General features: G+C 36.3%; 25 protein-coding genes and 1 pseudogene. 4 read left to right on the top strand and 22 right to left on the bottom strand.

The genetic code is table 11. The features are described from left to right. The first annotated feature begins 7 nt into the window (after positions 1-7). Complete coding sequence (locus ACMUMJ_RS11165; protein ID WP_414678919.1) at positions 8-2,104, top strand: GNAT family N-acetyltransferase; 2,097 nt, start codon at positions 8-10, stop codon at positions 2,102-2,104. 794 nt (positions 2,105-2,898) lie between these two features. Beyond that, positions 2,899-3,708, top strand: a complete 810-nt coding sequence (locus ACMUMJ_RS11160; protein ID WP_414678918.1) for a RecX family transcriptional regulator — start codon at positions 2,899-2,901, stop codon at positions 3,706-3,708. 282 nt (positions 3,709-3,990) lie between these two features. On the opposite strand, the gene ACMUMJ_RS11155 is transcribed toward ACMUMJ_RS11160, so the two are convergent. From ACMUMJ_RS11155 to ACMUMJ_RS11055, 21 genes are read right to left on the bottom strand one after another with little or no spacing between them, the layout of a single operon-like run. Further along, a complete protein-coding gene (locus tag ACMUMJ_RS11155) occupies positions 3,991-4,722 on the bottom strand; it encodes a nucleotidyltransferase family protein (protein WP_414678917.1) in 732 nt (243 codons plus the stop codon). Further along, the gene (locus ACMUMJ_RS11150; protein ID WP_414678916.1) at positions 4,719-6,173 is read right to left on the bottom strand and encodes a PfkB family carbohydrate kinase; all 1,455 of its coding nucleotides are present in this window, start codon (positions 6,171-6,173) and stop codon (positions 4,719-4,721) included. The genes ACMUMJ_RS11155 and ACMUMJ_RS11150 overlap by 4 nt, the downstream gene beginning before the upstream one ends. After that, positions 6,163-7,056 (bottom strand): sugar nucleotide-binding protein, encoded by an 894-nt coding sequence (locus tag ACMUMJ_RS11145; RefSeq protein WP_414678915.1) that lies wholly within the window; start codon positions 7,054-7,056, stop codon positions 6,163-6,165. The genes ACMUMJ_RS11150 and ACMUMJ_RS11145 overlap by 11 nt, the downstream gene beginning before the upstream one ends. Next, a complete protein-coding gene (locus ACMUMJ_RS11140; protein ID WP_414678914.1) occupies positions 7,035-8,093 on the bottom strand; it encodes a Gfo/Idh/MocA family protein in 1,059 nt (352 codons plus the stop codon). Before ACMUMJ_RS11140 ends, ACMUMJ_RS11145 begins: the two co-directional genes overlap by 22 nt. Then, entirely contained in the window at positions 8,077-9,366 is a 1,290-nt protein-coding gene (locus ACMUMJ_RS11135; protein ID WP_414678913.1) for a methyltransferase domain-containing protein, read from the bottom strand. Before ACMUMJ_RS11135 ends, ACMUMJ_RS11140 begins: the two co-directional genes overlap by 17 nt. A gap of 20 nt (positions 9,367-9,386) precedes the next feature. Beyond that, on the bottom strand, positions 9,387-10,583 hold the full coding sequence (locus ACMUMJ_RS11130; protein WP_414678912.1) for a DegT/DnrJ/EryC1/StrS family aminotransferase: 1,197 nt from the start codon (positions 10,581-10,583) through the stop codon (positions 9,387-9,389). Continuing rightward, positions 10,576-11,088 (bottom strand): WbuC family cupin fold metalloprotein, encoded by a 513-nt coding sequence (locus ACMUMJ_RS11125; protein WP_414678911.1) that lies wholly within the window; start codon positions 11,086-11,088, stop codon positions 10,576-10,578. The genes ACMUMJ_RS11130 and ACMUMJ_RS11125 overlap by 8 nt, the downstream gene beginning before the upstream one ends. Positions 11,089-11,093: 5 nt before the next feature. Beyond that, positions 11,094-11,870, bottom strand: coding sequence for an AAC(3) family N-acetyltransferase (locus tag ACMUMJ_RS11120; RefSeq protein WP_414678910.1), 777 nt, complete (start codon positions 11,868-11,870; stop codon positions 11,094-11,096). Further along, positions 11,863-13,194 (bottom strand): hypothetical protein, encoded by a 1,332-nt coding sequence (locus ACMUMJ_RS11115; protein WP_414678909.1) that lies wholly within the window; start codon positions 13,192-13,194, stop codon positions 11,863-11,865. The genes ACMUMJ_RS11120 and ACMUMJ_RS11115 overlap by 8 nt, the downstream gene beginning before the upstream one ends. Next, positions 13,172-13,702, bottom strand: a complete 531-nt coding sequence (locus ACMUMJ_RS11110; RefSeq protein ID WP_414678908.1) for a hypothetical protein — start codon at positions 13,700-13,702, stop codon at positions 13,172-13,174. Before ACMUMJ_RS11110 ends, ACMUMJ_RS11115 begins: the two co-directional genes overlap by 23 nt. Positions 13,703-13,710: 8 nt before the next feature. Beyond that, a complete protein-coding gene (locus ACMUMJ_RS11105; RefSeq protein WP_414678907.1) occupies positions 13,711-14,676 on the bottom strand; it encodes a radical SAM/SPASM domain-containing protein in 966 nt (321 codons plus the stop codon). Positions 14,677-14,696: 20 nt separating this feature from the next. Then, entirely contained in the window at positions 14,697-15,746 is a 1,050-nt protein-coding gene (locus ACMUMJ_RS11100; RefSeq protein ID WP_414678906.1) for a zinc-binding dehydrogenase, read from the bottom strand. Further along, positions 15,743-16,738: an aminoglycoside phosphotransferase family protein gene (locus ACMUMJ_RS11095; RefSeq protein ID WP_414678905.1), complete on the bottom strand. Its 996-nt coding sequence runs from the start codon at positions 16,736-16,738 to the stop codon at positions 15,743-15,745. The genes ACMUMJ_RS11100 and ACMUMJ_RS11095 overlap by 4 nt, the downstream gene beginning before the upstream one ends. Beyond that, positions 16,735-17,328, bottom strand: a complete 594-nt coding sequence (locus ACMUMJ_RS11090) for a hypothetical protein (protein ID WP_414678904.1) — start codon at positions 17,326-17,328, stop codon at positions 16,735-16,737. The genes ACMUMJ_RS11095 and ACMUMJ_RS11090 overlap by 4 nt, the downstream gene beginning before the upstream one ends. After that, positions 17,325-18,245, bottom strand: a complete 921-nt coding sequence (locus ACMUMJ_RS11085; protein ID WP_414678903.1) for a transketolase family protein — start codon at positions 18,243-18,245, stop codon at positions 17,325-17,327. The genes ACMUMJ_RS11090 and ACMUMJ_RS11085 overlap by 4 nt, the downstream gene beginning before the upstream one ends. Continuing rightward, positions 18,242-19,048, bottom strand: coding sequence for a transketolase (locus ACMUMJ_RS11080; protein ID WP_414678902.1), 807 nt, complete (start codon positions 19,046-19,048; stop codon positions 18,242-18,244). Before ACMUMJ_RS11080 ends, ACMUMJ_RS11085 begins: the two co-directional genes overlap by 4 nt. Positions 19,049-19,050: 2 nt before the next feature. Further along, the gene (locus ACMUMJ_RS11075; RefSeq protein WP_414678901.1) at positions 19,051-20,115 is read right to left on the bottom strand and encodes a Rossmann-fold NAD(P)-binding domain-containing protein; all 1,065 of its coding nucleotides are present in this window, start codon (positions 20,113-20,115) and stop codon (positions 19,051-19,053) included. Positions 20,116-20,146: 31 nt separating this feature from the next. Continuing rightward, positions 20,147-20,809 carry a class I SAM-dependent methyltransferase gene (locus ACMUMJ_RS11070; protein WP_414678900.1) on the bottom strand — a complete coding sequence of 221 codons (663 nt, stop codon included), beginning with the start codon at positions 20,807-20,809 and terminating at the stop codon, positions 20,147-20,149. 7 nt (positions 20,810-20,816) lie between these two features. After that, the gene (locus tag ACMUMJ_RS11065) at positions 20,817-21,815 is read right to left on the bottom strand and encodes a GDP-mannose 4,6-dehydratase (protein ID WP_414678899.1); all 999 of its coding nucleotides are present in this window, start codon (positions 21,813-21,815) and stop codon (positions 20,817-20,819) included. Beyond that, the gene (locus ACMUMJ_RS11060) at positions 21,808-22,413 is read right to left on the bottom strand and encodes an SIS domain-containing protein (protein WP_414678898.1); all 606 of its coding nucleotides are present in this window, start codon (positions 22,411-22,413) and stop codon (positions 21,808-21,810) included. Before ACMUMJ_RS11060 ends, ACMUMJ_RS11065 begins: the two co-directional genes overlap by 8 nt. Then, positions 22,410-23,357, bottom strand: a complete 948-nt coding sequence (locus ACMUMJ_RS11055) for an NAD-dependent epimerase/dehydratase family protein (protein ID WP_414678897.1) — start codon at positions 23,355-23,357, stop codon at positions 22,410-22,412. Before ACMUMJ_RS11055 ends, ACMUMJ_RS11060 begins: the two co-directional genes overlap by 4 nt. Positions 23,358-23,525: 168 nt before the next feature. Between ACMUMJ_RS11055 and ACMUMJ_RS11050 the strand changes: the two are divergent. Beyond that, positions 23,526-23,627: pseudogene (locus ACMUMJ_RS11050) on the top strand (IS30 family transposase); the annotation flags it as partial. Here ACMUMJ_RS11050 and ACMUMJ_RS11045 read toward each other — a convergent pair. Beyond that, positions 23,605-24,066: a hypothetical protein gene (locus ACMUMJ_RS11045; RefSeq protein ID WP_414678896.1), complete on the bottom strand. Its 462-nt coding sequence runs from the start codon at positions 24,064-24,066 to the stop codon at positions 23,605-23,607. The pseudogene ACMUMJ_RS11050 and the gene ACMUMJ_RS11045 sit on opposite strands and share 23 nt — an antisense overlap. A 447-nt stretch (positions 24,067-24,513) precedes the next feature. Between ACMUMJ_RS11045 and ACMUMJ_RS11040 the strand changes: the two genes are divergently transcribed. Next, positions 24,514-25,007, top strand: a 494-nt coding sequence (locus ACMUMJ_RS11040; RefSeq protein ID WP_414678895.1) for an IS110 family transposase, incomplete at its 3' end; no start/stop codon positions are given.

The following is a 25,007-nucleotide window of genomic DNA, read 5'->3' as shown; positions in this document are numbered from 1 at the left end:
AGACTTTATGCACGCAGCACAACAACATCGTTACTTTTATATCTTAATAGGGTCTATTGAAGCTCGCTTAAACGCGTTCCAAGCACTCAGTGCCAACTTACACTCCCCTATTGTGACCAGTACGCATTCTCTCCCTTTTTATTCTTCAACAGAAGAAACTCTTAACTTACCGATTTATTACCCCTTTAAGAAATTGCCCTTATTACTCGGCCAAACAAACGAAGCCATTTTATTTGACGTTGAAGATGGCATTTGCAGCAACAGCTTTGCCATTGCATCTGGTACCGTAAAAGGCGGAGGCCTCTTTGCAATAGGGCTTCCCGATACGGTTCACTGGTTAAAAAAACCGGATCAAGAACTCGCCAAATATTTACCTTGGCCCCTTACAGTAGAATCAGCAACATCCTATTTCAAACACTATTTTTTACATGAATTAATGTCATTGCCTCATTGTAATATGAACAATAGCCAAGCTGTGATGATTGTGCGTCTAAACTCCAATACCAAGCTCACACCTCTAGATAGAATCTCAAGCAAAACATACCAAGACTTTCTGCTCACTGAGCAGCAACAGCACAATTTAAACTTAACCAAAGAACATCTAACTAAAAACAAGAAAGCGGCAGTGATGATGACAGCCCATAGAGGGCGTGGAAAGTCGACATTACTAGGGGTCATGATCGCCGAATTAGCGTCTCAAAATTGGAATATAGCCGTAACAGCCCCTAGAAAAGAAGCCATCAGAACGTTAAATATGCATTATGAGACCCATCAAAGTCAAAACACGCCTTTGCCCTTCTTTCCTGCTGATCAATTAATTTTGTACCCAGTCGCTCTAGATTGTTTAGTGGTCGATGAAGCCGCTGCGTTTCCTATTCCCGTGCTTGAAAAATTGTTAAGCATCTATCCTAAGATTGTCTTTTCTTCTACCAATCATGGCTATGAAATTGGCGGCAGAGGCTTTGGCATTCGTTTCTTAAATTCAATAAAGCAATCCAATATTCCATTGCTTGAATGCACTTTAGAACAGCCTGTTCGTTGGAAAGATCATGACCCTTTAGAGCAATGGGTTGATCAACTGCTCTTTCTTTACCCAAATTCAGACAATGAAGAACAAACAAATATCACAGACAAGACACTCTCTGTTCAGAGCAATCAGTGGTTAGAAAGTATGCATTTTCTGAGATTAGGCTTTAGACTGCTTGTAAGTGCTCACTACCAGACTTCTCCCAATGATATTAGATGGCTAATGGATGACCCAAGTGTCTCAACTTGGTTTCGATTCGCCTCCTCTAAACTCATTTCTATCGCTGTAGTGACCCAAGAAGGGCCTATTGATAATGATTTGATTCAGCCTATTTTAGAAGGAATTAGAAGGCCCAGAGGTCATTTGCTGCCACAATCATTATTAGCCCATGAAGGTTGGTTATCAGCGGCTGATTTTAGTTATTGGAGGATAAGTCGAATTGCAACCGATATTGCTCATCAAAGGCAAGGTGGCGCATCCCAACTTTTATCAGATATTGAAGTTGCCGCAAAAAAACAAAATATAGACATCCTTTGTACCAGTTTTTCAGCGCAACCAGAGCTGATTAAATTCTGGCAAAAAAACGGTTTTCATGTTGTACGTTTAGGTAATTCAAAAGACCAAGCAAGTGGCAGTTATTCCGTTATGATGGTCAAAGGACTTTCTCATCTCACACAAATGCAAACAATCGAATGGCATGGAAACTTCCAAGACAATTTTTATATCACCTCGTTACTGGGGCAGCAGTCACTTTCGTCTCAATTGATAATGGCGCTTTTAAAAGTAACCACGAAAGCGGAACAGGAATTACATTATTTTAGGGAAGAAAAAGACAAACAAGATATCGCTCTTTTTATCGAAAGACACAGACCCCTCTCCAGTATCCAGCCCCAATTAACTCGTTTTCTTATCCACATAATGAAACAGGGAAAACTCGATTTTACATTGCCTTCTCATTTAATTTTATGTGATTTAGCATTCGGACGAATATCAGAGAATACGCACCCATTCCAATCGAAAAAACACTTACTACAATCCATAAAAGAACGCTTAGCAGAGGCAATAAAACGTGTTTAATAATGACTGAAATAGAACATTGTGGTAGCTGGCTTTATCACTGGCAGGGGAAACGACCGTGTTGCCTATTTCACTCGGATCGCCAATACGCCCCAACGGCGTTGACTGACTTAACACATTTTTCATGGCTTCTGGATTTGAATTAACGCAAATGATCTACACAATTGCCTAGATACCTTAATGTCAGAGTAAAGTGACTTCTTACTGTGCTACCACTCTCCAGAAATCTTTCCTCAGCTTGATAGAGAGAATATATCAAGTTGTGAAGTGGGCACGACTATCTCGTTCCCGTTTCTGGCATAGGCAGCCAAGGCAGAGCTCTGTATGAACCATGAGCAGGAGAGGTATTAAACTATCCCGATGAACCCTTCTTTGGACGACGATTACAAAGAGGCTATTTTGCAAAAAGGTCACCAAAACTAAAGATCCAACTTCAATATAAAAACTCGTTCGCAGAAGGGTAAAAGCGCTTACCAACAAGGGAAATGGATTAGCTTGGCTACCCGAATCCGCAATAAAAAACGAACTAGTACAGGGCACTTTGGTACGCAGTAACGCTACACTGCCCTCGATTAAACTAAGAGTGATGCTCTATAGGAAAAAGAACCCTAATCTCAAAGAAGTAGAAACAATCTAGAGCCATATATAGAAGTTTGAGCAAATAGCATATTCTCATGAAAAATACAGCCTATGATGCTTTTAACCATACATAACACATTAATACTCTCAAATCGTTAATGCATCTCGGACTCTGCTACACTAACGTCGTCACTACAATAATAAAGGCTTTCTTCATGCAACGCCCATCCCTTCAACAAGCAAAGAGCATCGACAATGTTTTCAACAGTGCGTATTGGCACCTAAACCAACAAGATTTCACCATTCTTGAAATTCGCAAAAAACTGGAACGAAAAACACAAAATGTTGACTGGATAGAGAATGTACTTGCTCGCCTTATCGAACATAACTATTTAAAGAGCGACCTTGAGTTTGCAATACGTTATTGCGAATCCGCATTTAATAACGAAACAGGCAAAGGAGCCATCGTTCAAAAATTAAAAAAGCGCGGTATCTCATCACAAAATATTGATACAGCAATCGCACAGGTTATTAAACAAAACAGCATCGATTTTTATGAAATGGCAAGCAGTCGATTACAATCTCGATACAGCAATTTCGAGGGTATTAGTAAAGAAAAGCTTTATGCCCAAATGACAGTCCGAGGGTTTTCACGAGCACAAATCGACTACGCGTTATCACAACACCCAGCACAAGATTCTCTACGCAGTAAAGTGGTCATAAAAGCCGAAAAAGCCGAGCTCTCCAATGAAATTATTAAATTACACCGAAAAGGGAAAGGGAAAACACTTATTCTCCGTGAATTGAAACAACGCCTGATTGACGTAAGTAAATTTGACGAAACCCTATATCAACTAGAACTTGTAGGCGATATCGATTTTTATAAGAACTGCAAAGAGCAATTAGGCAAAAAGCAGTTCAATTTATCTAACTATAAAGAAAAATCAAAAGCCTATGCTTACTTGTCACTCAAAGGCTTTAGCAGTGATGAAATTAAAGAGGCTATGTCATCAGACGCAGATTAACCTGTTTCGCAACCCCTTCTATCTAGTCGAACCTGAATAATCATCTCAACGAGTTGAGGTTGGAATAAACCCTTTTACGGTATGGTCTTTGTCTGACGAGGTTTCATAAAACACACCTGTTCTGCAACTTTTTGGGCTTGATAGCGTGTTTTTAGTAAGATTTAGGCATTAACTATTTTATAAAAATATCGCAAAATCAATTAGTTGGGAGTTTTTCAGGGACGACAAGCTATTATCAAAATAACTACAGGAAAGCTTGTGATTTTCTGAATGATGAACAGCTTAAAGCGATGAATCAAGGCTTGTAATCTTTTTACCCCAGATTTTTTGGGCGCGCTCATAACTCTCGGGCGTGCCGATATCCATATACTCATGATCTACGATCCATCCTTGCATTTTTCCAATCATATTAGGCACGATATCTTTACTCAAATCGTAAAAGGTATCTTCTTTTAATACTTTAAAATACCGCTCATAAACAGAGTCAGAAAAAACAAATAGTGCTCCGCTAGCGAGATTTCCTGGGGGGGTACTCACTTTTTCATGGAATTCATGAATAACATTATCAGTATCCATTACGACGATACCACATTGAGTAGGTTGGCTTGAAGTAAAAAGTAAAAGTGATGTATCTATATGGGGTAGTTTATTGTTGTGTGCGTTAACTAGGCCTGTTAAGTCACTTAAACAAAAATTATCAGCATGAATCACCATTACTGATTCAGATTTCCAAAAATCAGCATTTTTAATTAATGTTCCTCCAGTCCCAAGCAATACATTTTCTTTAACTATGATGATTTTATCGTGATAAGGGGATTGGTTTATATAGTGTTCTACTTGCTCAGCGAGATAGTGAACGTTAATAAGTATCTCATTTATGCCCAAATTAGCTAACTTTTCTAACCAGTAAGATAAAAGTGGGCGGCCAGATATAGGCACTAAACATTTTGGCGTCGTATTGGTTAGAGGTTTGAGTCTAGAGCCTAGTCCTGCTGCTAATAATATTGCCTTCATAGTTTAAATGATTCCAAAACACGTTGTTGTAGTGTGTTAAAAGACAGAGGCCGGTTTCCGAGAGTATCAACTTGGCAAGCAGCTGCGATACTGGCAATATAAAATGCTTGCCATGGTGTAGCTCCTGAACATAAAGCAAGGCTGCCCGCCGCTAAAAAACAATCACCGGCGCCTGCGGGATCAACAGCATTACGATTAATAGCAGGCAGCATATCATCTTCCCATTGGCCATTTTGATCTGGCAGATGAATAAAAACACCTTCTCCTGCAAGTGTAATAACTAAATAGGTTGGGTTCGCTTTTTCACAAAGTTTCTGTGCTAAAACAGGTAAGCCATCATCGATGTTATTCAAAGCTACGCGGACTTCTTTTTCTGTTGGCGTTACTAACATCATATCTTTATAACGTGAAATATCACCTACTTGTGATGATGTTTGGCTATCTGCGACAACTTTTACGTTATTTCTTTTACATAACTCAACCACTTTATCGACTAGTGTTTGAGGTAGTAGCCCATAATTAAAATCAGAAAATACCAATAAGTCAAAAGCCTGAATATTACTTTGAAGTTGGTAGCATAAATCAGCTTGAATTTCTTTAGATATTTTATGTTGCCGAACTTGGTTTACCCGTAAGAGCGTTTTATTACCCGATCTGTATCGCGACTTTAATGGTGTAGGGCGACTGCCATCATCTAAAAGTACAGTTTCAATATTGTACTTTTTAATATGATGCTTTACGTACTCTGCCTTATCATCTTTACCAAGTACAGAAAAGAGGGTCACATTTTTTGCACCGAGCCCTTTTATATGTCCCGCTGTAATTGCAGCTCCGCCTAGGAATGTATCTGTTCTATCTGGTGTCATTACTATGGTAGGATCTTCTTGAGATAAACCGACAGCCGTACCTTGAATATATTCATCAACGATTATTTCGCCAATTACAGCAACACGATTTTCACGGAATTGAGAGAATACGGTGTTAATTGATTGATAATCAAACTGATGTCTTATTGCATAACTTTGACACTTTTTGTAATCAAAGTTATGACCATGACTTATTGTTCTTGTAATGTATTGTTCGGAATTAGATTCAAACTCACCAGAGCCAAAAATCAACTTTCCCCCATATGTTTTCAGTACTTTGTATTCAGGGTTTTCTTTTTCTTCAAACTCTTTACCTTTTACAACTGCGTAAGGCTGATAATTTGCAATTAAAGAATTGCTGCATAATTCAGTCAAAAAGGCTTCATCCACACACTCAAGTGATTGGACCATTTCTAAGCGATGCAATTCTGATACTCTACTTTTCATTAGCATATTGCTATCATTATTGACAGCGACTATAAGGTAATCGCCGCATTCTTTAGCGAATTTTAACAGCCTTATGTGTCCAGGATGAAGAACATCAAAGTTACCCTGAACTAATATTACTTTCTTTTTAAGTTTCATTTTTCCATAGCTTTATTTGTGATTGTATACATTCATTTATATTCATAAATGTATGATTTTTAAAAATAAATGAGTTAACCATCGATGTGTTTAGTGGCCTTTTTCCTGATTCATCTATATCGGAAAATAAAACTGATTGTATATTGCATTGATTTATCTCGAGCTGTTCAGCTAAAATCTTGGTTAGTTCTAGACGATTAAAGGATTCTGGGTTACAAAAATTAAAAAAACCACGGGCTTCTTTATTGATCAATAGTTCAATTGCTCTAACAATATCACTTAGTGCTGTAGGATTAAAAATTAAATCACGAGCTGCTTTAATTGGTTTTGATGACTGTAGTTGCGATACGATATCATTAAGAATCGATGAGTCATTTGCATTATTGCTAATAATTTTAGCTAATCTTAATATTATGCATTCACCTTTCGTAATTTCGTTCAATGCAACTTCGACAATCCTCTTTTGTTTTCCATACTCAGATATCGGATTTGCGACACTTGTATCTGAATAGTTACCTTTTTTCCCACTAAACACGTTATCGGATGAAATAAAAAGAATAGGTATATTCAGCTCATTTAAAGAGCTAATCAAGCGTATTGTGGCATCTACATTTATTTTTGCAGTTTCTTTTGGGTTCTCATTTATATAACTAATATTAGTTAATGATGCACATATTATCGCAAAATAATTATTATTGGTCTGTATTTTTAGATCCTTTAGCTGGCTGTGCTCTAAATCAAAAAAAACTAAACCACTCTTCTCTGACTGATTATAAGTACCTATAGGTGAAAGGTTACGAGATAGAAAGTGTTGATATAAACGGTAACCTAATAAACCGCTAGCACCGAAAATAATAGGAGTTATTTTTTTATTTTCTTCCATATTTCCTCTACGAGTTTTATATCTACTAGTGCCTGTCGTGCACTTATAGAGCTGTTGAATTCATTTTCAGTGACTGTATTGATAAACGAGATAGCTTGATGTTTAAAAGACCATGACCAATTGATTAAATATTCTGTTTTCTCATCGTTATTATTACCTTGTATCAGGGTAATTCTGGCTGGCACGTTACGTAATAAGGCTGGAGGGAGTTGTACTTTAAGTTGCCCCGATTCAAATATGAAAACACAAATTTCTTGCCAATTTCTTTGATTGACATCACCTGTTTGCAATGTAATCAGTTGCTCATCTGTTCTTAAAACACATACATGAGCAAGTTCTGAAATATAATTAAAGTACTCAACGTGCAATTGTTTATCGATAAAATATCTTATCAGATTGAGTAAATGAGAGTGTACATTTAAATAACGAGCAAAGTGAGGTTTCTGATAATCGAGGAGCCAAGAAGGGGTTAGCTTTTCTTCATCTAGCATGTCTGGGCGTGATTGTGTCGAGTGAATATAGCCTCCAGCATTGCAATAGCTATTACCCATGTAACATTGAGCATTTATTTGTAGTAGCTTACCTAAGTTCTGAGTACTTATCAGAGAGTCAAATATCTCCTTGGCCTTATTGACCCCTTCATCAAAGCGTTTCATATAACCAACACAATATATTAATTTGCGTTCTTCGGCTAAATGAACAAGTTCTGCCGCTAAATCACTATTGTGTGCCATAGGCTTCTCACTAAATACATGTTTATTCGCAAGTAAACAGTCTCTAACTATGTCAACAGTATGTGAACGTGCTGTAACAACGATTACCGCATCTACGTTAGAGTCTGTTAACAGATCTTTATGTGAATTGTAACGGTATTTAATGGAAAATTTATCAGCAACTTGCTCTCTCAGATCCACTCTTAAATCAGCAATAGCATGAAGTTCACAATTATTAAGCTGTGAGTAGTTTTCTATATGTGCTATCTGTCCAATAAAACCTGCGCCGATAAAGCCAATTTTAATTTTACGATATGAATTCACTGTAGTTCTCTTTTGTAATGAGTTGAACTTCAGGAGAAATAGTTAAAAACATACCGTTTTGCTCTAGATAATCTATATGTTTTTTTACAATATTTTTTGCATGAATCCATGCTAATATGACAGTTAGTTCTGGTTTTGAGCTTATTATACTACCAGTTGATTTAACTAAGATACTGTCCCCAGGGCTGTATAAACCAACCTTTTGAGGGTGATCGTCGTAAATTTCATCTATGAGCGTTTCTAATTCAAATTGTGCAATTAACATAGGGCCACTTCGAGCTGCACCATATCCAGCTATGACACCATGAGATGATTTTATGCTGGAAATGATTGTATGTACTTGTTGTTTCATCATATTAAAACGAGAAATAAAGTGTTTCATTGTTTCTATTGAATGCAGCTTATATTTTGCTTCATCTTCTAACATTTTTTTAACGGAAGGTTGTAACGCTCTAGGGCCATTTTTATGTTGAGCGAAACCGATTATAGATCCCCCTTGAATAGATACATGTTCAACATGAATTATCTCTAGCCCTTCCGCAGCTAGAAATAACTGTAAGGGAGTAAGAGAGTGGTTACATAAATGTTCATGAAAAATAGTACCGATTAACATTTTATCTATAATATCTTTTAAATAAGAAACTTCGAAAACAAACAATCCATTTTCATCTAGAGTAATAGTTATTCCTTTTAAGAGATCTTTCATTTCATCTGCATGTGCAAAGACGTTAAAGGCAGTCACAAGGTCCGCCTTGCCGTATTGCTCAACTATTTTTTGTGCGTTAAGTGACGTCATTAAATCAGCAATAGTTTCTATGCCGCTTTCTGTAGCCTTTTGTGCTATTTCTTTAGCTGGATCTATTCCTAATACTTTAAAATCATGAGCTTTAAAGCCGCGTAATAATGTTCCATCATTACTTCCTACGTCAATAACAAAGTTGTTCTTAAACGGTCCATGCTGATAAACAATCTTATTTACAACATCTTTAAAATGGTCGATTATCCCTTGTGTTTGTCCTGAGTGATAGGTGTAATCTGACCATAAGTACTCAGGATCAATAACATCTAGAATTTGGACGTGCCCACAATGGTTGCACATGTATAAATCTACAGGAAAAAAAGGAGTGTTAATTGCTGGCTGGGAAGTGTACTTCTCTGCAATTGGTGTATGCTTAAATGGTATGGCTAGACAAATATCAGTACTAAGACAAAGTCTACAGTTATCTCTATGGTAATAGTGTTGTTGGCTACTAGTGTTTACGAATTCGCTCATGATTTCCTCATTATTAAATGTTATATAGCTAAAAAATGACTCTCTACTTTTAACATTGCTTGATAAAGTGCTTCCGCTATTTCATTTGTATAGTTTTCGTTCAAGTAAATGTTAAATGAGTTATCTCTAGATAACACTGCGTTTGGTGTTTCACAATATTTAGACAAATATGGCTGTGCCCATTGCCATTGACTTACTACAAAGCGGTAATGAGGATTCAGTTCTACTCCTTCCGCGATTAAAGCTTCGCAATACTCATTTTTATTCACTGGACTATTTTCAGACATATACACAGTTAGAAAAAACGGTGAGGTACCTTGTATAAACTTAGGAACACTGCATATTCTTAAAGTGTTAATTTTATTAATTAAATACTTGCAAAATTTTCCACGCTCCTCGATCGTTTTATCTAGTCGCTTTAAAGATGCTATACCAATAGCACATGATAATTCGTTTGTATTCCAGTTCAGCGCAGGGAACATATACTCTTCAGCATTACGTTCTTGGTAGTCTTCCTTGGAAAAATCCTTTCCTCTGTCAGCATAAGATAGGCATTTGTTATATAAATCGCGATCTTTAGTGTAAATTAAGCCACCACTCCCACCAGATGATAAACTTTTTCTATACATAGTAGAGAGGGCTGCTACATCGCCAAAAGTACCAAGTTTTTTACCGTTATAATCTGCTCCAGGTGATTGTGAGCAGTCTTCTATTAGCTTTATCCCTCTTACTGCAGCATTATTCGAAATAGTTTCAATGTCTGCTGCGATACCAGCACAGTGAACAAGTAAAATTGCGGTTGTATCAGGAGTAATTACTTTTTCTATTTGCTTCCAAGATGTGTTTAGACTGTTAGTTTCAGTATCTGCTAGAGATACCTTGAAGCCATGCAATGTAATAGCGCTAAATGAGCCAGGATCAGTGATAGGGGACATGATAATGTGACTGTTTTTTGGAAGCTCTAATGCAGCAATCGCAACATATAATGCACCAGTTCCGGTGGCAACAGCTGTTGTATATCCTTCTCCCATGTATTCACTAAATTTTCTGCAATACTGTTGTTCATATGGGCCAAAATATCCGGGGTCATTATCATGATTAGAATAGAATTCAATAGCTTCTAATAGAGTGGATATTTCATGTTTTCCAAAAGAAATTCTTTTTGGCATTGGATACTTAATTGATGGTGTTCCACCATATATTGCAAGTTTATTCATAATTAATTAAACCTGATACTAAATCGTCACGATACTGTTTTAAATTTATTACATCTTCTGTATTTGGTGCCCAAGGTGCATTTTCAACATCCTGTTTTTTGTTATATGGACCTGCCAAAACTTCATGGTATATTGCATAATCACTAATGCATACTGGTAAATGCCATACGCCACCTTCAACTCGTTGTAATAGTCCATGTTTATTTTTGTTAGATAAATGATAGATATTGGTAATATGACCAAGTTGATCAAAAATAAATGTAGCAATTTCTCCATGTATTAAATGAATGGATTCGCTTTTATTTATAGGGTGCCGATGAGGGGGAAATAAACTATCTTTTGTAACGGCAATAACCATTTCCTGGACTGAGCTTGATGTATCATGATGTAAGCAGTATCTGAAGTGTTTAGATTCAGAGTTTTTTGCTTTGAATAAAACCCAACTAAGTAATGATTGATCGATTACAACACTGCTGCTGTTATTAAACGCTGCTAACTTTTTCATACAGCTTATCCAAATTGGTATGATTGGAACGCTAAAGTAGCATCAAGAGATATTTCAAATCGAGATTTCACTGTATCAGAAAGGTTGCTAGCTTTAAGTAATATAAAATTGCAATTATTATATTGAGAATGGTAAAGGTTATTATTTCGTTTTAAAAGTCTTCCAAACTGATGAAAATCCCTAGCCTTTTTATTGTGCTTAAACAAATTATATTCATAAGGAATATTATTTATATCATGTAGTATGTAATGTTCTACCTCAGGTTCGAGGTAATTACTTTTAGAAAATTGCTCTTCAAAGTAATGTATATATGTACAGCTTTCAAGAGCAACATCGATGAAAAGAATAAAACAATTTTCTCTCAGAGGGCTATTCTCAATCAAACCATACGGGCTTGATTTAGAGCAAGGCGTTGTACTTAAATGATGTTCTTGAGTTAATATTATTGCATTAGTGCCAAGGGCTGCAACTGAATGTGTTGGATGTAAACTACGAGATTCAGCAAATTTTTTTCTAAATATTTCAGTAAGAATGCCTGTATGGGATTTTGTGTCATGATAAAAAAAATTAGGTGCATTTTTATTGACTGTTTTCCAAGACATCGTAGGCATCAATAAGCATCCTTTAGGAACGCTACTAGCTAAAATTTCACATACTTCCTCCGCAGCGATACTTAGATTGCTTAATCTTTTGAAAGAGCTGTGCACAATAAGAGATGACGAGCTGTCAAGATCACTTTCAGATAAAAAACTAAGTAGCCACTGTGAAAAATTGTTATTCATTAACGTAACCACCTTGCAGTAATTTTATTTGCTTGGTAAAAGAACTTAAAATATTATTAAAATTTTCTTGGTATAGTAGTACCTGATGCACTCCATTTTTAGCATATGGCTGCTCCCCACTCAGTGGTATACCTGCACGCTGTATAGTTTCTTTAGTTGAAGTAACATGCTTATCATTTATAGGTACATATCTTATAGACGAGCAGTCTTTTATAAAATAATAAGAGAAACTAGGGCCTGTCGCAGATGAAGCGAAGTTTATGTATGCTTTATCATATAAAGCAATCCTAACATGGAAATTGATAGAGGCTGCTGGGAACTCTATAGTATCTGTTAACTCAATTGGCGACCTTGTAGAATCTGAAGTGTCTCTAATTATTACAGGAAGGTATAGATCTTTATCCAATGAATTTATAAATTTTATCCAAGGGTCTAAATTTGAATTTCGCTTTTCATGAGTCTGAGAATTTCTCAACGTAAAAGTAAGTATTTTTTTGGATGTGGGATTGTAGCTGGCTATAAAATTTTGGACCAATTGTTGTGCAAAATCTGGGGTTTTGAGCTCAAGTATAGTTTGCCCTTCATTTAAATACGGATAAAGAGCTCGTAACCCCATAGAGTTGACAAAAGTATTGGGGCCTATTTCGCTTGGAAAAACATTTCTTTTTGTTCTAAGTAATGTTTCGCAATCCTCTCTAAATTGTAGTACTGTCACTCCTGTAGCCGCTGGTAAACTGTCGAATATTGGGATTACAATATTGTTTAATCTCCATTTCAATTCTTGCTCGCTGTAATTTGAGTTAAAAAAATAATTATTATTTAGAGAGCGTTTTGGGACGATTACAAAATGTATTGATTTTAAAGATCTTTTTACTCTTTCAGCCTCCGCTACGGCAGCAAAACTTAGAGCGTCAAAGCATGGGACGTTGGAGCTCAAATCATAGGTAATGTATAAGGTCTCATCTTGTGATAATCTAGGTACTATCGAAGTAGCACAATTTACTATTTTATCAGAGGAAATATTGTAAAAATTAATTTTTTCAATAGGACAGCCTGAATCTAGAAGTAAGTTCACTATCTCATCAACAAACATTGAGCATATAATTATTTTCTTTATATTTTCAAAACCAATTGTTTTCAATTCATCTAAATTTATTACGGTTTGATCTTTATATGGACTACTACTTGTTGTTGTAGCTAATGTCGCAAAAGGATATGTACGTAATAGTTGCTCTGTGATGCTATTTATACCATAAAGTAATATTTCAATTTTTTTTGATGGATACGTATTCATATATAAACTACCTGCTTCTTGGTATTGCATATAAAACCTCTCGAGAAATATCATCAGCGAGTGATGCGCTAAAATCGCTCAATAAAGATGCGGAATTAGATAGTGTCATCAATATATTTTTGTGGAAAAAATGAGGTTTAAATATTTCTGGATACAAATTTTGAAGGTGTAAAAACGTTGTTACACTAAGGGCACCATTGTTTATACTTAATTCGTAAGGCTTTAAAGTTCTATGGATTGCTAGTATTACGTGAGCGTTTTTCATTTCTGTATTAAAAAACGATTCAATAGTGTGCTCATTAAGTAATTTTTTATCGTATTTTTTTGGGTCTGTATCTATGATACGTATATTTTTAACATTGAGTTGTATAAGAATTTCTAGTAATCTAATTCCTTCGTCTACAGCACCAAAAATTATTACTGGTTCCGTGCGTAATTTTTCTATTGTAACACTATATTTTTTTTGATTTTCTATAATTGAATCAACAGCTTCATTGTTTAAGTAGTCAATGATTTTTCTGGTAGTGTTAATCGTCATTACACATCCTATTTATTGTTCCAACTTTTTAATCTGTCGATTCTGTTGTAAAAAGTATACTCTGCTGAACGTCTAATTAATAAACTCCCTTCGATTGTGTCTTCATATGAGCTTGAAGCCCAACGATCGCAATTTTTGCAAAATGGTATTTTATCCCATTGACCTAATTCGTGATGATTACGGATTTCATTCAATTTCTCCCCATTCCATACATTTTCGACACCTTCCTTTACAGCATTACCTACAATTACATCTTTAAAACCATCAAGGCAGCATATTGAAACATCTCCATTAGTATGAATTGCCATCGTATTATAAAGCTCTGGACATGGAATTCGTTTTTTTTGATCAACTTTAATGTTTGGAAACTTGCCGTTTTCAAATATTTCTCCGACCCTCACGAAATCAACGACTTCAGTCCATTTCTTGATGAAATCTTGTTCTTCATGAATGTTTTCTGGCTGTTTTGTAAATGAAACACCAAGGCGAGGAATTGATTTTTCTCCTCTAAGTTCTAAAAATTGAGTTATATGTTTTTCTATTTTTTCTAGTTTTCGAATTCCGCGTATTAATTTAAGAGTATCATTTGTCGTAGCATCTATACTTATGGTTATGCTATCAACACCTATTTCAATAAGCTTAGAAGCTATCTCTTTATTTAATAAAAGTGCGTTTGTATTGAGTGAAATTTTTAACCCTCTTAGTTTAATATTTTCCAGGTTCATTAAAATATCTTTACCCATCAATGGTTCACTCCATAAACCGGGGCCTATTATTTGGGTGCTTCCTTCAATTTCATTAAGTATTTTTTTTGCATCCGAAATTTTCATATTTTTTTTGATGATAGAATTAACTCTAGGATCATCGGTATTACCATGAACTACACACATCGGGCACCTTAAGTTACAATCAGAGCTCAAATCTAATAAAACCCTATCAGGTAGTGGTGTTACTGCTAATTTGGATTTAGTCACGATAAATTCCTTTAATTTAATTAATTTTGAATTTCAATCAGAGCGCGAATAATCTGACGAGAGTGTAAGTCTTGCATAGCAATGTTTATTTCGTTTAATTTATACGATTTACTTAAAAATTTGGTTAGATTAAGCTGACCCTGTTGAAATTTTTTTACGAATTTTGGAATATCTTTATCAGGTTGACTAGAGCCTCCCCAGCTACCTTTAATGGATTTTCCTCTATGAAAGGCGTGTGGTTCTAAAGAAATTTTTAACTCATTACTGGGATGAGATGCGAATACACATTGCCCGCCACCATCTCTAACTGACTCAAATGCTTGTTCAATTGTCTTCGTTGTTCCTGCAGCTTCTAGGCTGTAATCGACGCCAATATTTTGCGTAAGCTCATAAATTTTTAATACAGGATCTTCGTTACATGCATTGATTGTGTGAGTCGCTCCAAGCTCTTTTGCAAGCTTTAACTTATCTTCAGTAACATCCACTGCTATTAGCATAGCAGGGGTATTTAACTTTGCTGCTAATAATGCACTCATTCCAATTCCACCAAGGCCAAAGATGGCTATAGTTTTGTTTGGTTCTGGCTTAAGTTCATTAAATACGAGACCAAGCCCTGTAGGCAGTGCACAACCTAATAAAACGGCAAGTTTATCAGGGAAGCCTTCTGGCAGTTTAACAACACGGTTTTCAGCAATAATAGATTGTTCGGCGAGTGTCGTTGCACTACCTGAATTAATAACATAATCCTTATGAGGATATTTTCCACCGGGTGCGTCTAAACCTTCACCTTTAATCCAGCCAATGACTACTTTATCACCAACATTTACTTTGGTGACTTTAGGGCCAATTTCTTCAACAATGCCAACCCCTTCATGTCCTAGTAGATGCGGTAAGTATTTATCCTCTCCACGCCCCCCAGACACTTCCATTAATTGTGAATGACATAGTCCACTGTAAAGTATTCGTACCCTAACTTGGCCTTCTAATAGAGATGGAATTTCGATATTTTCGATTATCTCTAATGGCTTTCCGGTTTCAAAAAGTACTGCGGCTTTCATTTTATTTATCATATAACTTCACTTATTAATTCTGTTCGAACGGCGATCGCATCAAAATAATGCTGGCTTTTTGATAGCTGTTGTTGCTGCACATCCGCTAACATGGAGGAACTAAAGCGATTATCATTCCAAGAAAACAATCGCCGTTTTTGAATATCTGGGAGAAATTCATTTAGCATAATTAAACACCACTTTAGCTGAGTGAGTTCAAATACAATCTTAAATACATCTTTTTCGTCAGCGATGGTACTAAAGTTTGGCCGCGAGATAAATTCTTTTAGATATTTAAGGTTTACAGGAATTGCCGGTTGTGAAAAAAAATCGCTTATTAACTTCCAGGGTGTGTCTAATCCTGCATACTCGAAATCGAAAAATATTAACTGTTTGTCATTCATTTCAAGTGCGTTGTGAAAACCAAAGTCAGAGGGAGAAAGAATGTTTCTTTCAAATTCAACACGCCAACTTATAGGTAGCTGTTGCTTTAGTGTTGCTGTTCTGATGCTAATATTTTCAAGCAGTTTCGTAAGTTTGCCCTGAGGCTCAGCATGATGAAACCTTTGTAAACGGCGCTCAACGATATTGGCAAACTCATAAAGGCTATTGGGACTTTCTGATGCGATATTGAGCTTATATGCTGAGGAAGGGAATTGATTTATATCACTAATAAATTTAATGGCAGACATTACTTTATTATGATCTGCGGATTTAATAGCGTTTCCTTTTATGAAGCTATACAAGCTAACCAAGTTATCCCCAGAATAGGCAATTGGCTGTGGAATTGATTTTATGTCATTTTTCCAAAGGTGCTCAGAAAATGAAAACTCATTCAATAACTTTATTTCTGAATGTGTATCTAATGGTGAAAATGATTTTAAAAACCAGTTTTTATGACCATTTGTAACTTGATAACCACGGTTATTTGCTCCACCTGTCAAGGCCTTAACGTTAAAGTTCGAAGTGCCTAATACAGTGCTTAACCAAGAAGTAACTCCAACGTTTATCATAGTAAAATAGACAATTGTGACCAGGAAGTTAACTGTGGTAAATCAGCTATATTACTTCCTGAGTTGTTAAACCATACTTTTTTACACCCTAAAGGAAAAGATGGGTGGCATAGAATACTTTGAAGATCATCAATAAAAATATCGCATTGTAATTGTCTAATTAGCGAAATTTTTAACTCTTCAGTTTCATTGAAAAAAAGATCTTTTTGGATAAAAGGAGAGTCGTATTTATCCAAAAAATGATTTGATTTTAGCCAATTCGTTGCTGCAATATGAAAGTCTACTTTTTCGCCAATGATAGGATATTTAGTTTTATGTGAAACAAGTTTAAGTGTATATCCTTGGGCTTTTAATTGCTGAAGGGTTTTCAAGCAACCTAGGTATGGTTTCGCTAGGTTAATTTCTTTCCCATATACGATACCTTGTAATTCAGTCCATTTTGGTTCATTCCCAGTATTAATAAAGTATGCTTTCACATCTTCTTTTGTTTGTCCCACTTCTTTGGGAAGCCAGCCAAGTTTCATTCCAACATGATGAAACGCACCTGTATAGTCGGCAATAGTATTATCAAAATCGATACCGATAATCATAATACAGCCCTATTTCTTAGGGTTTTGATTATATCCAGAACAGTTAAACCTGCTTTTTTACGTGCATCTTCGGTGCTATGAACTTGATCAATAAATCTATTTGGAATACCAAAACGGTGTACTCTTGGTGTTTTAGGTTGTTCACTAATATATTCAAGTATGGCACTGCCAAAGCCACCATTCACATTGTGCTCTTCAAGAGTGATTATATGTTCAAAGCGTTCACAGGCTAAGGTTAAGTATTGAGTATCAAGTGGTTTTACCGTATGAAAACTAACAAGCTCGGCGTTAATGCCTTTACGTTGAAGTTCAATGAGCAAATCATGCGCGAGGGGCATAATAGTACCTGTTGCTAATATCGCGACTATTTGACCTTCTTGCATTGTATATGCATGTCCAAACGTTAAATCAGGTAAGATTTTGTGAACCTTAGGCTCATTTTTTTTACCAATTCTAAAGTAACACGGCTGGTTAAGTTTGATTAACTGAGGCATCAATACGCTGAGCTCGTCTGAGTCGGCAGGGCATACAATATTCATATTAGGCAAACTTCGCATTAATGCGATATCTTCAAACGAATGATGGGTAGGTCCTAAATTAGCGTAGGACAAACCTGAACCAGTACCAACAATGATAACGGGTTGGTTTTGATAAGCGATATCTATTTTTATTTGTTCAAAGTTTCTCGCTGTAGTGAATGGCGTAATGGTATAAATAAAAGGTTTTTGACCCATCATTGCGGAGCCTGCAGCCATTGAAGCCATATTTGCTTCGGCAATGCCTGCATTGATTGTTCTATCGGGAGCAATTTCTTTTAGGCTATTGAATAAACGATTACCGATATCAGCGTAGAACAGCATTAAACTGGTATCGGATTTAGCTAATTCAGTCAAACAATTTGCAAATGCATTTCTCATTGTAGCCCCAACTCCTGTTTTGCTTTTTCAACTTCATCCTGGGTTGGTATACGATAATGCCAATTGTTATCATTTTCCATAAAAGAGATACCTTTTCCTTTTATGGTATCGGCAACAATACAAACTGGTTTGTTAATAGCTTTAGCTTCCAAAAATGCTGCGTTTAAAGCTTTAATATCATGCCCATCAACTCGAATAGTATGCCAACCAAAAGCGGCCCATTTGCCTTCAAGTGGCTCTAAGTGCATTATTTCACAACTTATTCCTGTTCCTTGTAATTTATTAAAATCGATAATAGCGACTATATTGTTAAGCTTCTTTCCTGCGGCAAACATGGCGGCTTCCCAAATAGTACCTTCATTTAGTTCACCGTCTCCCATAAGTACATAGAATTGATTGTCTTGTTTTTTTATTTTACAAGCAAGTGCCATTCCTGTAGCAAGAGACAGTGCATGTCCTAATGATCCTGATACGGCTTCGACCCCCTTGGGAGAGTTTGCTCCAGGATGCTCTTCAAAAACAGAGTCGGTTTGGCCGTGTTGATAAAGGTCTTCTATATCAAAAAAACCTCGATAGGCGAGTGTAGTGTACAATGCTGAAGCGGCGTGACCTTTGCTTAAGATAAAGTAATCTCGCTCATCCATATTAGCTTTGTTTGGATTGATATTAAGTATTTTCCAGTATAATACGGTTAAAATATCAATGCAGGATAAGCTGCTACCTAGATGTGGTGTTTTTGTTGTGTATGAAATATCACAAAGTGTATGGCGAATTTTGGCTGAAATCTTAATTAATTTATTCATTGCTAATCATTAAAGTAATAGTATTTTAAATTATTTGATGTTTTTTTCTCCATAAATTCTTCAATGACTCCTTTGGCAATATCAATAGTAATATAGATAGTTTCTATATCGGATGTGATATTTTCAGGTGATAATACTTCTACTCCGAATATGGATGTTCCTATTTTTTTTGGGTCTATATCTAATAAGTAAGCTACTTTTTCTCTACACTCCTTTATTGAAAGTATCGATGTTGCTATACCGCCGGCACCGTATAATACAACTTTTTTATAATTTATTTGACGTAGAAACTTTTCTTTACTTACAGCCCACTCGGTTGAAAGCTCAAGCAATCTATTTAAATAGTAATTATTATTTGACTGAGAATAACGATTAGAAATGTTAGTATACTTCTCTTGCTGGGGAGGAATAAAGGGTGTGTTTTTTGTTTTTTTTAGTACACACATAATGTTTAAATCGCTATTATCTGGTAGGTCTGAATACGTATTAAACATGTCTAATTCATATACTAAAACGTCATTTCTTGCTCCAGCTGTGATGGATAAAAATATAAAATCTAAAATTTCATAATTATTTGAAAGCGCTAAAGAAAAGAAAAAGTTTGGTTGATAATTATAAAAGCCATGTTCATTATTTTTTTGGAATGGTACGACATGTATTATTATTCCATCAACAGCACAAGCATTGTGAGCAGAAATAAAACAATTAGCTTGGTTAAAAATATGCTCAGTTGTTCCGAAATTTGTGACAACGGAAAAGGAATTTTTATATTTGTCATTTATGATATCAGTATTTAAGTCTATATTTATACAGTTGTTTTCACCTGAATAGTCAATTGAAAAATATTCTAATCCCCAGTACTGATAGATCTTGTTTGCATAATCACCATGCTTGATTAATTGACCACCTTGATACTCTTTTGAGTGGCTCGAAAATGCACCTTTATTTGAGATAGTTATATCCCCAACTATTTGTTGGGCTCCTAATTCCAAAACTCGATTTAATGAATTTACATTGTCTTTAACATGGCTATGAAGTCTATTCAATATATTCAGAGATATGCCCATTACTTTTCCTTAATTTTTAATAGCGTAATAGTTAAGGTATAAACCAGTAAAAATCGCCCGTATAACCGTGGTCTTTAAAGAATACCTTCCAATCATCAACATGCATGATCGTTTTTGCGGTTAATGCCCATTCGAGCATACGTTCTTTTTCTTCATCATTTCGATAAGCATCAACAGTAATAAATGACTGTCCTTTACTCACACGCTCAATTTCTTGTAAGGCAAGAGCACATTCCTTTTCGTCTAAATTATGAACAGTATTGATTGACATAACGACATCAAAGCTGTTGTCTTCGAAAGGTAAGCTCTTTGCATCCCCTTGCTGAAGTAAGTGCTTAACTTCTTCTTTGGCATGTTCTAAAGCATAGCTAGAAATATCCAACCCAGCTAATTTTATACCTTCGATATGCTGTTGTAGATCATAGAGCATGAAGCCTTTGGCACAACCTACATCCAGTAAAGAACTTTCTTTTGTTAATTGAAAGTGAGATTGCAGGTCTGGTATAACCGGTTGCCAAAAGCGAGGCATGTAGCTAAAACCACCGTATCCATAGGTGCGATCACCATCAAAAAAGTCCTTACCATATTGGCGAGCTATTTCTCTATCAGCTTCGCTAATTACATTGGCTCTTCCTTTGGTGTCTCTTTTTGATTTGGGGTAGTTTTTTAATAAATCTAATTCTTTTCCTAGCATAAGTACCTCAGGCTTTATGAATATAATCGTGTGGCTGCATTTTTAGAATGTCAATGTTGTTTTTGACCCAATCAATGGTTCTGGATAGACCGTTTTCCAGTGTTATTTTATCTTGCCACTGCAATTCAGAGCGAACTTTTTTAGTATCTAGTAAGTAAGCAGAGTCTTTACCTAGTCTATCATTTGTTATTTCACAAATTTGCTCAAATGATACATCTAGCATGTCACATAACATCTCTACAATTGATCGGATTGTGATCATGCGTTCTGTTGAAATATGATAAATTTCACCATTACGCCCTTGTTCTCCGATTAATTGCGTAGCATTGGACACGTCATCAATATGGATAAATGAACGTGTAGAGTGACCGCCACCATGTAGCGGCAGTTTTTTACCTAACAATATAGATAGTATTGTTTTGGGGATGATTCTATACAGTTGTTGCCCTTCACCGTAAACGTTGGCAGCCCTAGTAAAAACAACAGGAAAATTATAAACATCAGAAAATGTATGAAGACTCATATCAGCAGCAGCTCGTGATACCGCATAGGGCGTGCTTGGTTGGTAGTTCCTATGCTCAGGAACCAACCCTTCGCAACTGCCGTACACTTCAGGTGTAGAGATGTGTATGTATTTATCTAAGCTGTCGAGTTGACGAAGTGCATTATGTAATTTGATAGTTGACACTGCATTGGTCATAAACCAGTGTTCTGGGTATTCCCAGCTTTGCCCTACCATACTTTGAGCTGCAAAGTTGTAAACTGTTCCAACATTCTCTTGTTTGATATGTGTTAATATGTCATCTAAATGATGATTTAAATCGAGTTGTTTAAATGCTAGATTCGTCATGTGGCAATCTTGCCATTTATAAGGTAGCAGCGCATTAACGGGTTCACTGGAACGGCTGATCGCGAGGATTTTTTTACCTTGCTTTAGCATGTGGGAGCAAAATGAAGCACCGGAAAACGAATTGCTTCCTATTATAATAATGGGTGAATCAGTCATTCTGTAATTCCAGATAAAGAGCTTTCATCAAAATATGTCCGACAATAACTTGGGTGTCTTCTGATATTTGCATATCCTGGATTTCGAAATGGAAAACTTGGTCAAGCATTGGCTTAACTTTACCGCCACAAAAACCTAAAACACCCACTGTTTTCATACCAATATCAAGTGCTTGTTGAGTGGCTCTGATTATATTTTCAGAGTTACCACTGCCAGATAAAATCAGTAAAACATCATGATTATTTGCTTTAACTTTTAGCTGGTGTGCAAAGATGTTTTCATAACCAATATCATTACCTAAGCAAGTTAAAATAGAGCTGTTAGCAGGTAATGCTTCAACTTTAAGTGCATTGCCTTGCGGGCTTATACCAAATGTAAAGTCATTTGCTAGGTGGATTGCATTTGCAGCCGAGCCACCATTTCCGCATAAATACAACGTGCCGTTATTTGCTTTCATAGTTAGCAAAGTATCAACAAGGATTTTAATTTTTTTGCTATCTAGCTGTTTTAGCACAGCTGTTAGACTGGCTATATAGTTTGTTGTTAGGTCTTCTACTGAATCACTAGATATCGATGAGGTCCGCTGGTTGTCCATCATAAAACCTCTCTTTGCATCCATTTAAGATTGTAAAAATGATCTTCATCTTTTAGTAAACCTTGTTTGTAAGCTGTAATGATTTCGGTAATGGCTGTGTCGACATTTTTATTGGGTGTAAAACCAGTTGCGAGCAATTTATCTGAGTTAATACGGTAAGAACGAGGGTCATTTGAAGGTGTTACATCAATCTCACACGCTATTTTAGCCTGCACCATTTTTGCAATATCCATAATTGAAATATTTTCAAACCCTGCATTAAACACACCTGAGACTTTATCTGGATTATCTAACATATAAATATAGAGATCCGTGATATCGTCAATATGAATATTTGGTCTGACTTGATCGCCACCAAAAACCGTAATCTTTCCATTTTTCAGAGCTTGCATTGTCAGCATATTAACAGAAACATCTAAACGCATACGTTTAGACATGCCGCATACGGTTGCTGGGCGTACAATTTGTACGACCATATCGCCGACATAACTAAGTAAAACACGCTCTGCAACCATTTTTGTTTTGTTGTATTCTGAAATAGGCTCAAGCGTTAAGTCTTCAGTTACATGCTCTTCATCCTTTATACCGTATACGCTACCAGATGACGCATAAATAAACTGCTTTACACCAGAACGCTTTGCTTTATCGGCTAAACACATAGTTGCTAATGTACTCACTTCCCATGTTAATTTAGGGTTTAAATCACCACAGGGATCGTTAGCGATAGAAGCAAGATGAATAATAGAATCGACTCCGTCTAAGTTAATCGTATCAGTGGCGCGTACGTCACCTTTAATGACTAAGAGGTTGTCATGAGAGGGCAGAAAATTACCAAACCATTGAGTGTCAAGTGCGATGACTCTATGGCCCAAAGCCAGTAATTTAGGAACTAAAACCGTTCCTTTGTATCCCGCTGCACCGGTAACTAATATTGTTTTTGGATTCATTTAACATTCTCTAATTCTTTGGTAGGTATGGATATGTTGATTAATGATGGCTCAGCTACCATACCCCTAAATTCAGATAATAAGTGCGACATTGCTCATCAGGTGTAGAAGAAACCAACTGCTGAAGTTGGTATGATTCTGCTTACCACAGAACAAAGCAGTACCAACATGAATTATCAGCAGTTGACCGAAGGCAAAAGATACCAAATTTCTGCTCTTTTAGGGCAAGAAATATCAGTGGTAAATATTACACGCACACTAAATTTTCACAGTCATCCTCAAAATTGGCTTGTCTCGCAGTCGGCTCGTTCAGCTCTCTCATAAACCAACTGATATCAGACAATCTCTGGCGGTAAGCCTCCGCAGGCCTTTCAGCCAACTCAACCGCATACGCAGGCATTACATCACCACGAGAATACTGTTGAGTAAATAACGTGCCTTTATGAAGAGAATGCCAGCGCTTCAACACTTCGTGTGTAGACCAGATTTTGGCTTGTTTATCATCAACATGCAACACAATATGAAGGTGATTGCTCATCACGGCATAGGCACAAATATAAATAGAGAAGATTTGAGATAGACACAGCAAACGCGCTTCAATCCAACCACGACGGTGCTCGAAACTTTTCCCTGTAATGACATCTTCGCCACATAGAAAAGCACGACGAACGCATCGGCTGATGCAGTGATAATACGGAGTATCAGACAAACTGACTTTCTAGCTTCTGGCCCTTGGCATAATTCTCACCTCATCCTTGAGTTTAACTTTTTCAGTTTAAGCAGTGATTAGAAAAATATCCATCAAGTAATGGATGTCCTGTATCGGCTCTTCAAGTAATGGATGTCCTGTATCGCCGTCCTAACCGGCTAAGTAACGTTTGCTAAAATGGCGAAGCCAAGCAAACTGTTACGTGTCCGGTTAAATAGCTTGTATGGATAATAATCCCACAAAGTAATTATTATTTAAACTAGGTTCGGGTAATGTGAGGCCCAAGCTTTGGCTGCAACCAAAGCCTTTTATACAGTAGTTCGATTGAGCGAAGGCTCCTCTATTGAGAGACCGTTAACAAGTACGAACGCTGTATAAACTCCAAGCATTAAACTCGGATAGTCAACTGGGCCTCGAGCCCGAATAGCAAGGCAGAGTCAGCTTATTATGGATAACACAAATAATCAAAGTGAAATTAACGTCGGTGTCGATACAGGTAAAACTCAACTCGATATTTACATCAGACCGTTAGATATTTACTTCACAGTAACAAACAATGAAAGTGGTATTAAAGAAGCCATAAAAACATTAAAAAAATACACCATCACCCGCGTTGTTATTGAAGCAACTGGACGCCTTGAACAGCCTTTTATTATGGCCTGCGCCGAAGCGAATATTCCTTTTGTCATCGCTAACCCAGTTAATATTAAACGCTTCGCTGGTGCCATTGGTCAGAAAGCAAAAACAGACAAACTTGATGCAAAACTGATTGCTCATTTTGGTGAAGCAATAAAACCATCATTATCAACCTTAAAGCCCGAACAGATGCGCCTCATGAGTGATTTACTGTCTAGAAGAAGACAGCTAATGGACATGCAAACGATGGAAAAAAATCGCTCTCAGATAATGCCTAAAACAATCTCTTCGTTCATAAAACCTAT

Source organism: Marinomonas phycocola, assembly GCF_047525455.1.
GTDB lineage: Bacteria > Pseudomonadota > Gammaproteobacteria > Pseudomonadales > Marinomonadaceae > Marinomonas.
This window is presented reverse-complemented; position numbering and strand designations above follow the sequence as displayed.

Excerpts from the sequence above, each read along its gene's own strand:
- ACMUMJ_RS11150 (WP_414678916.1), bottom strand. The coding sequence starts at position 6,173 with ATGAAACTTAAAAAGAAAGTAATATTAGTTCAGGGTAACTTTGATGTT.
- ACMUMJ_RS11135 (WP_414678913.1), bottom strand. The coding sequence starts at position 9,366 with ATGAGCGAATTCGTAAACACTAGTAGCCAACAACACTATTACCATAGA.
- ACMUMJ_RS11130 (WP_414678912.1), bottom strand. The coding sequence starts at position 10,583 with ATGAATAAACTTGCAATATATGGTGGAACACCATCAATTAAGTATCCA.
- ACMUMJ_RS11080 (WP_414678902.1), bottom strand. The coding sequence starts at position 19,048 with ATGAATAAATTAATTAAGATTTCAGCCAAAATTCGCCATACACTTTGT.
- ACMUMJ_RS11165 (WP_414678919.1), top strand. The coding sequence starts at position 8 with ATGCACGCAGCACAACAACATCGTTACTTTTATATCTTAATAGGGTCT.
- ACMUMJ_RS11065 (WP_414678899.1), bottom strand. The coding sequence starts at position 21,815 with ATGACTGATTCACCCATTATTATAATAGGAAGCAATTCGTTTTCCGGT.
- ACMUMJ_RS11090 (WP_414678904.1), bottom strand. The coding sequence starts at position 17,328 with ATGATTATCGGTATCGATTTTGATAATACTATTGCCGACTATACAGGT.
- ACMUMJ_RS11100 (WP_414678906.1), bottom strand. The coding sequence starts at position 15,746 with ATGATAAATAAAATGAAAGCCGCAGTACTTTTTGAAACCGGAAAGCCA.
- ACMUMJ_RS11055 (WP_414678897.1), bottom strand. The coding sequence starts at position 23,357 with ATGAATCCAAAAACAATATTAGTTACCGGTGCAGCGGGATACAAAGGA.
- ACMUMJ_RS11125 (WP_414678911.1), bottom strand. The coding sequence starts at position 11,088 with ATGAAAAAGTTAGCAGCGTTTAATAACAGCAGCAGTGTTGTAATCGAT.
- ACMUMJ_RS11120 (WP_414678910.1), bottom strand. The coding sequence starts at position 11,870 with ATGAATAACAATTTTTCACAGTGGCTACTTAGTTTTTTATCTGAAAGT.
- ACMUMJ_RS11115 (WP_414678909.1), bottom strand. The coding sequence starts at position 13,194 with ATGCAATACCAAGAAGCAGGTAGTTTATATATGAATACGTATCCATCA.
- ACMUMJ_RS11085 (WP_414678903.1), bottom strand. The coding sequence starts at position 18,245 with ATGAGAAATGCATTTGCAAATTGTTTGACTGAATTAGCTAAATCCGAT.
- ACMUMJ_RS11060 (WP_414678898.1), bottom strand. The coding sequence starts at position 22,413 with ATGATGGACAACCAGCGGACCTCATCGATATCTAGTGATTCAGTAGAA.
- ACMUMJ_RS11110 (WP_414678908.1), bottom strand. The coding sequence starts at position 13,702 with ATGACGATTAACACTACCAGAAAAATCATTGACTACTTAAACAATGAA.
- ACMUMJ_RS11160 (WP_414678918.1), top strand. The coding sequence starts at position 2,899 with ATGCAACGCCCATCCCTTCAACAAGCAAAGAGCATCGACAATGTTTTC.
- ACMUMJ_RS11155 (WP_414678917.1), bottom strand. The coding sequence starts at position 4,722 with ATGAAGGCAATATTATTAGCAGCAGGACTAGGCTCTAGACTCAAACCT.
- ACMUMJ_RS11075 (WP_414678901.1), bottom strand. The coding sequence starts at position 20,115 with ATGGGCATATCTCTGAATATATTGAATAGACTTCATAGCCATGTTAAA.
- ACMUMJ_RS11070 (WP_414678900.1), bottom strand. The coding sequence starts at position 20,809 with ATGCTAGGAAAAGAATTAGATTTATTAAAAAACTACCCCAAATCAAAA.
- ACMUMJ_RS11095 (WP_414678905.1), bottom strand. The coding sequence starts at position 16,738 with ATGATAAACGTTGGAGTTACTTCTTGGTTAAGCACTGTATTAGGCACT.
- ACMUMJ_RS11145 (WP_414678915.1), bottom strand. The coding sequence starts at position 7,056 with ATGGAAGAAAATAAAAAAATAACTCCTATTATTTTCGGTGCTAGCGGT.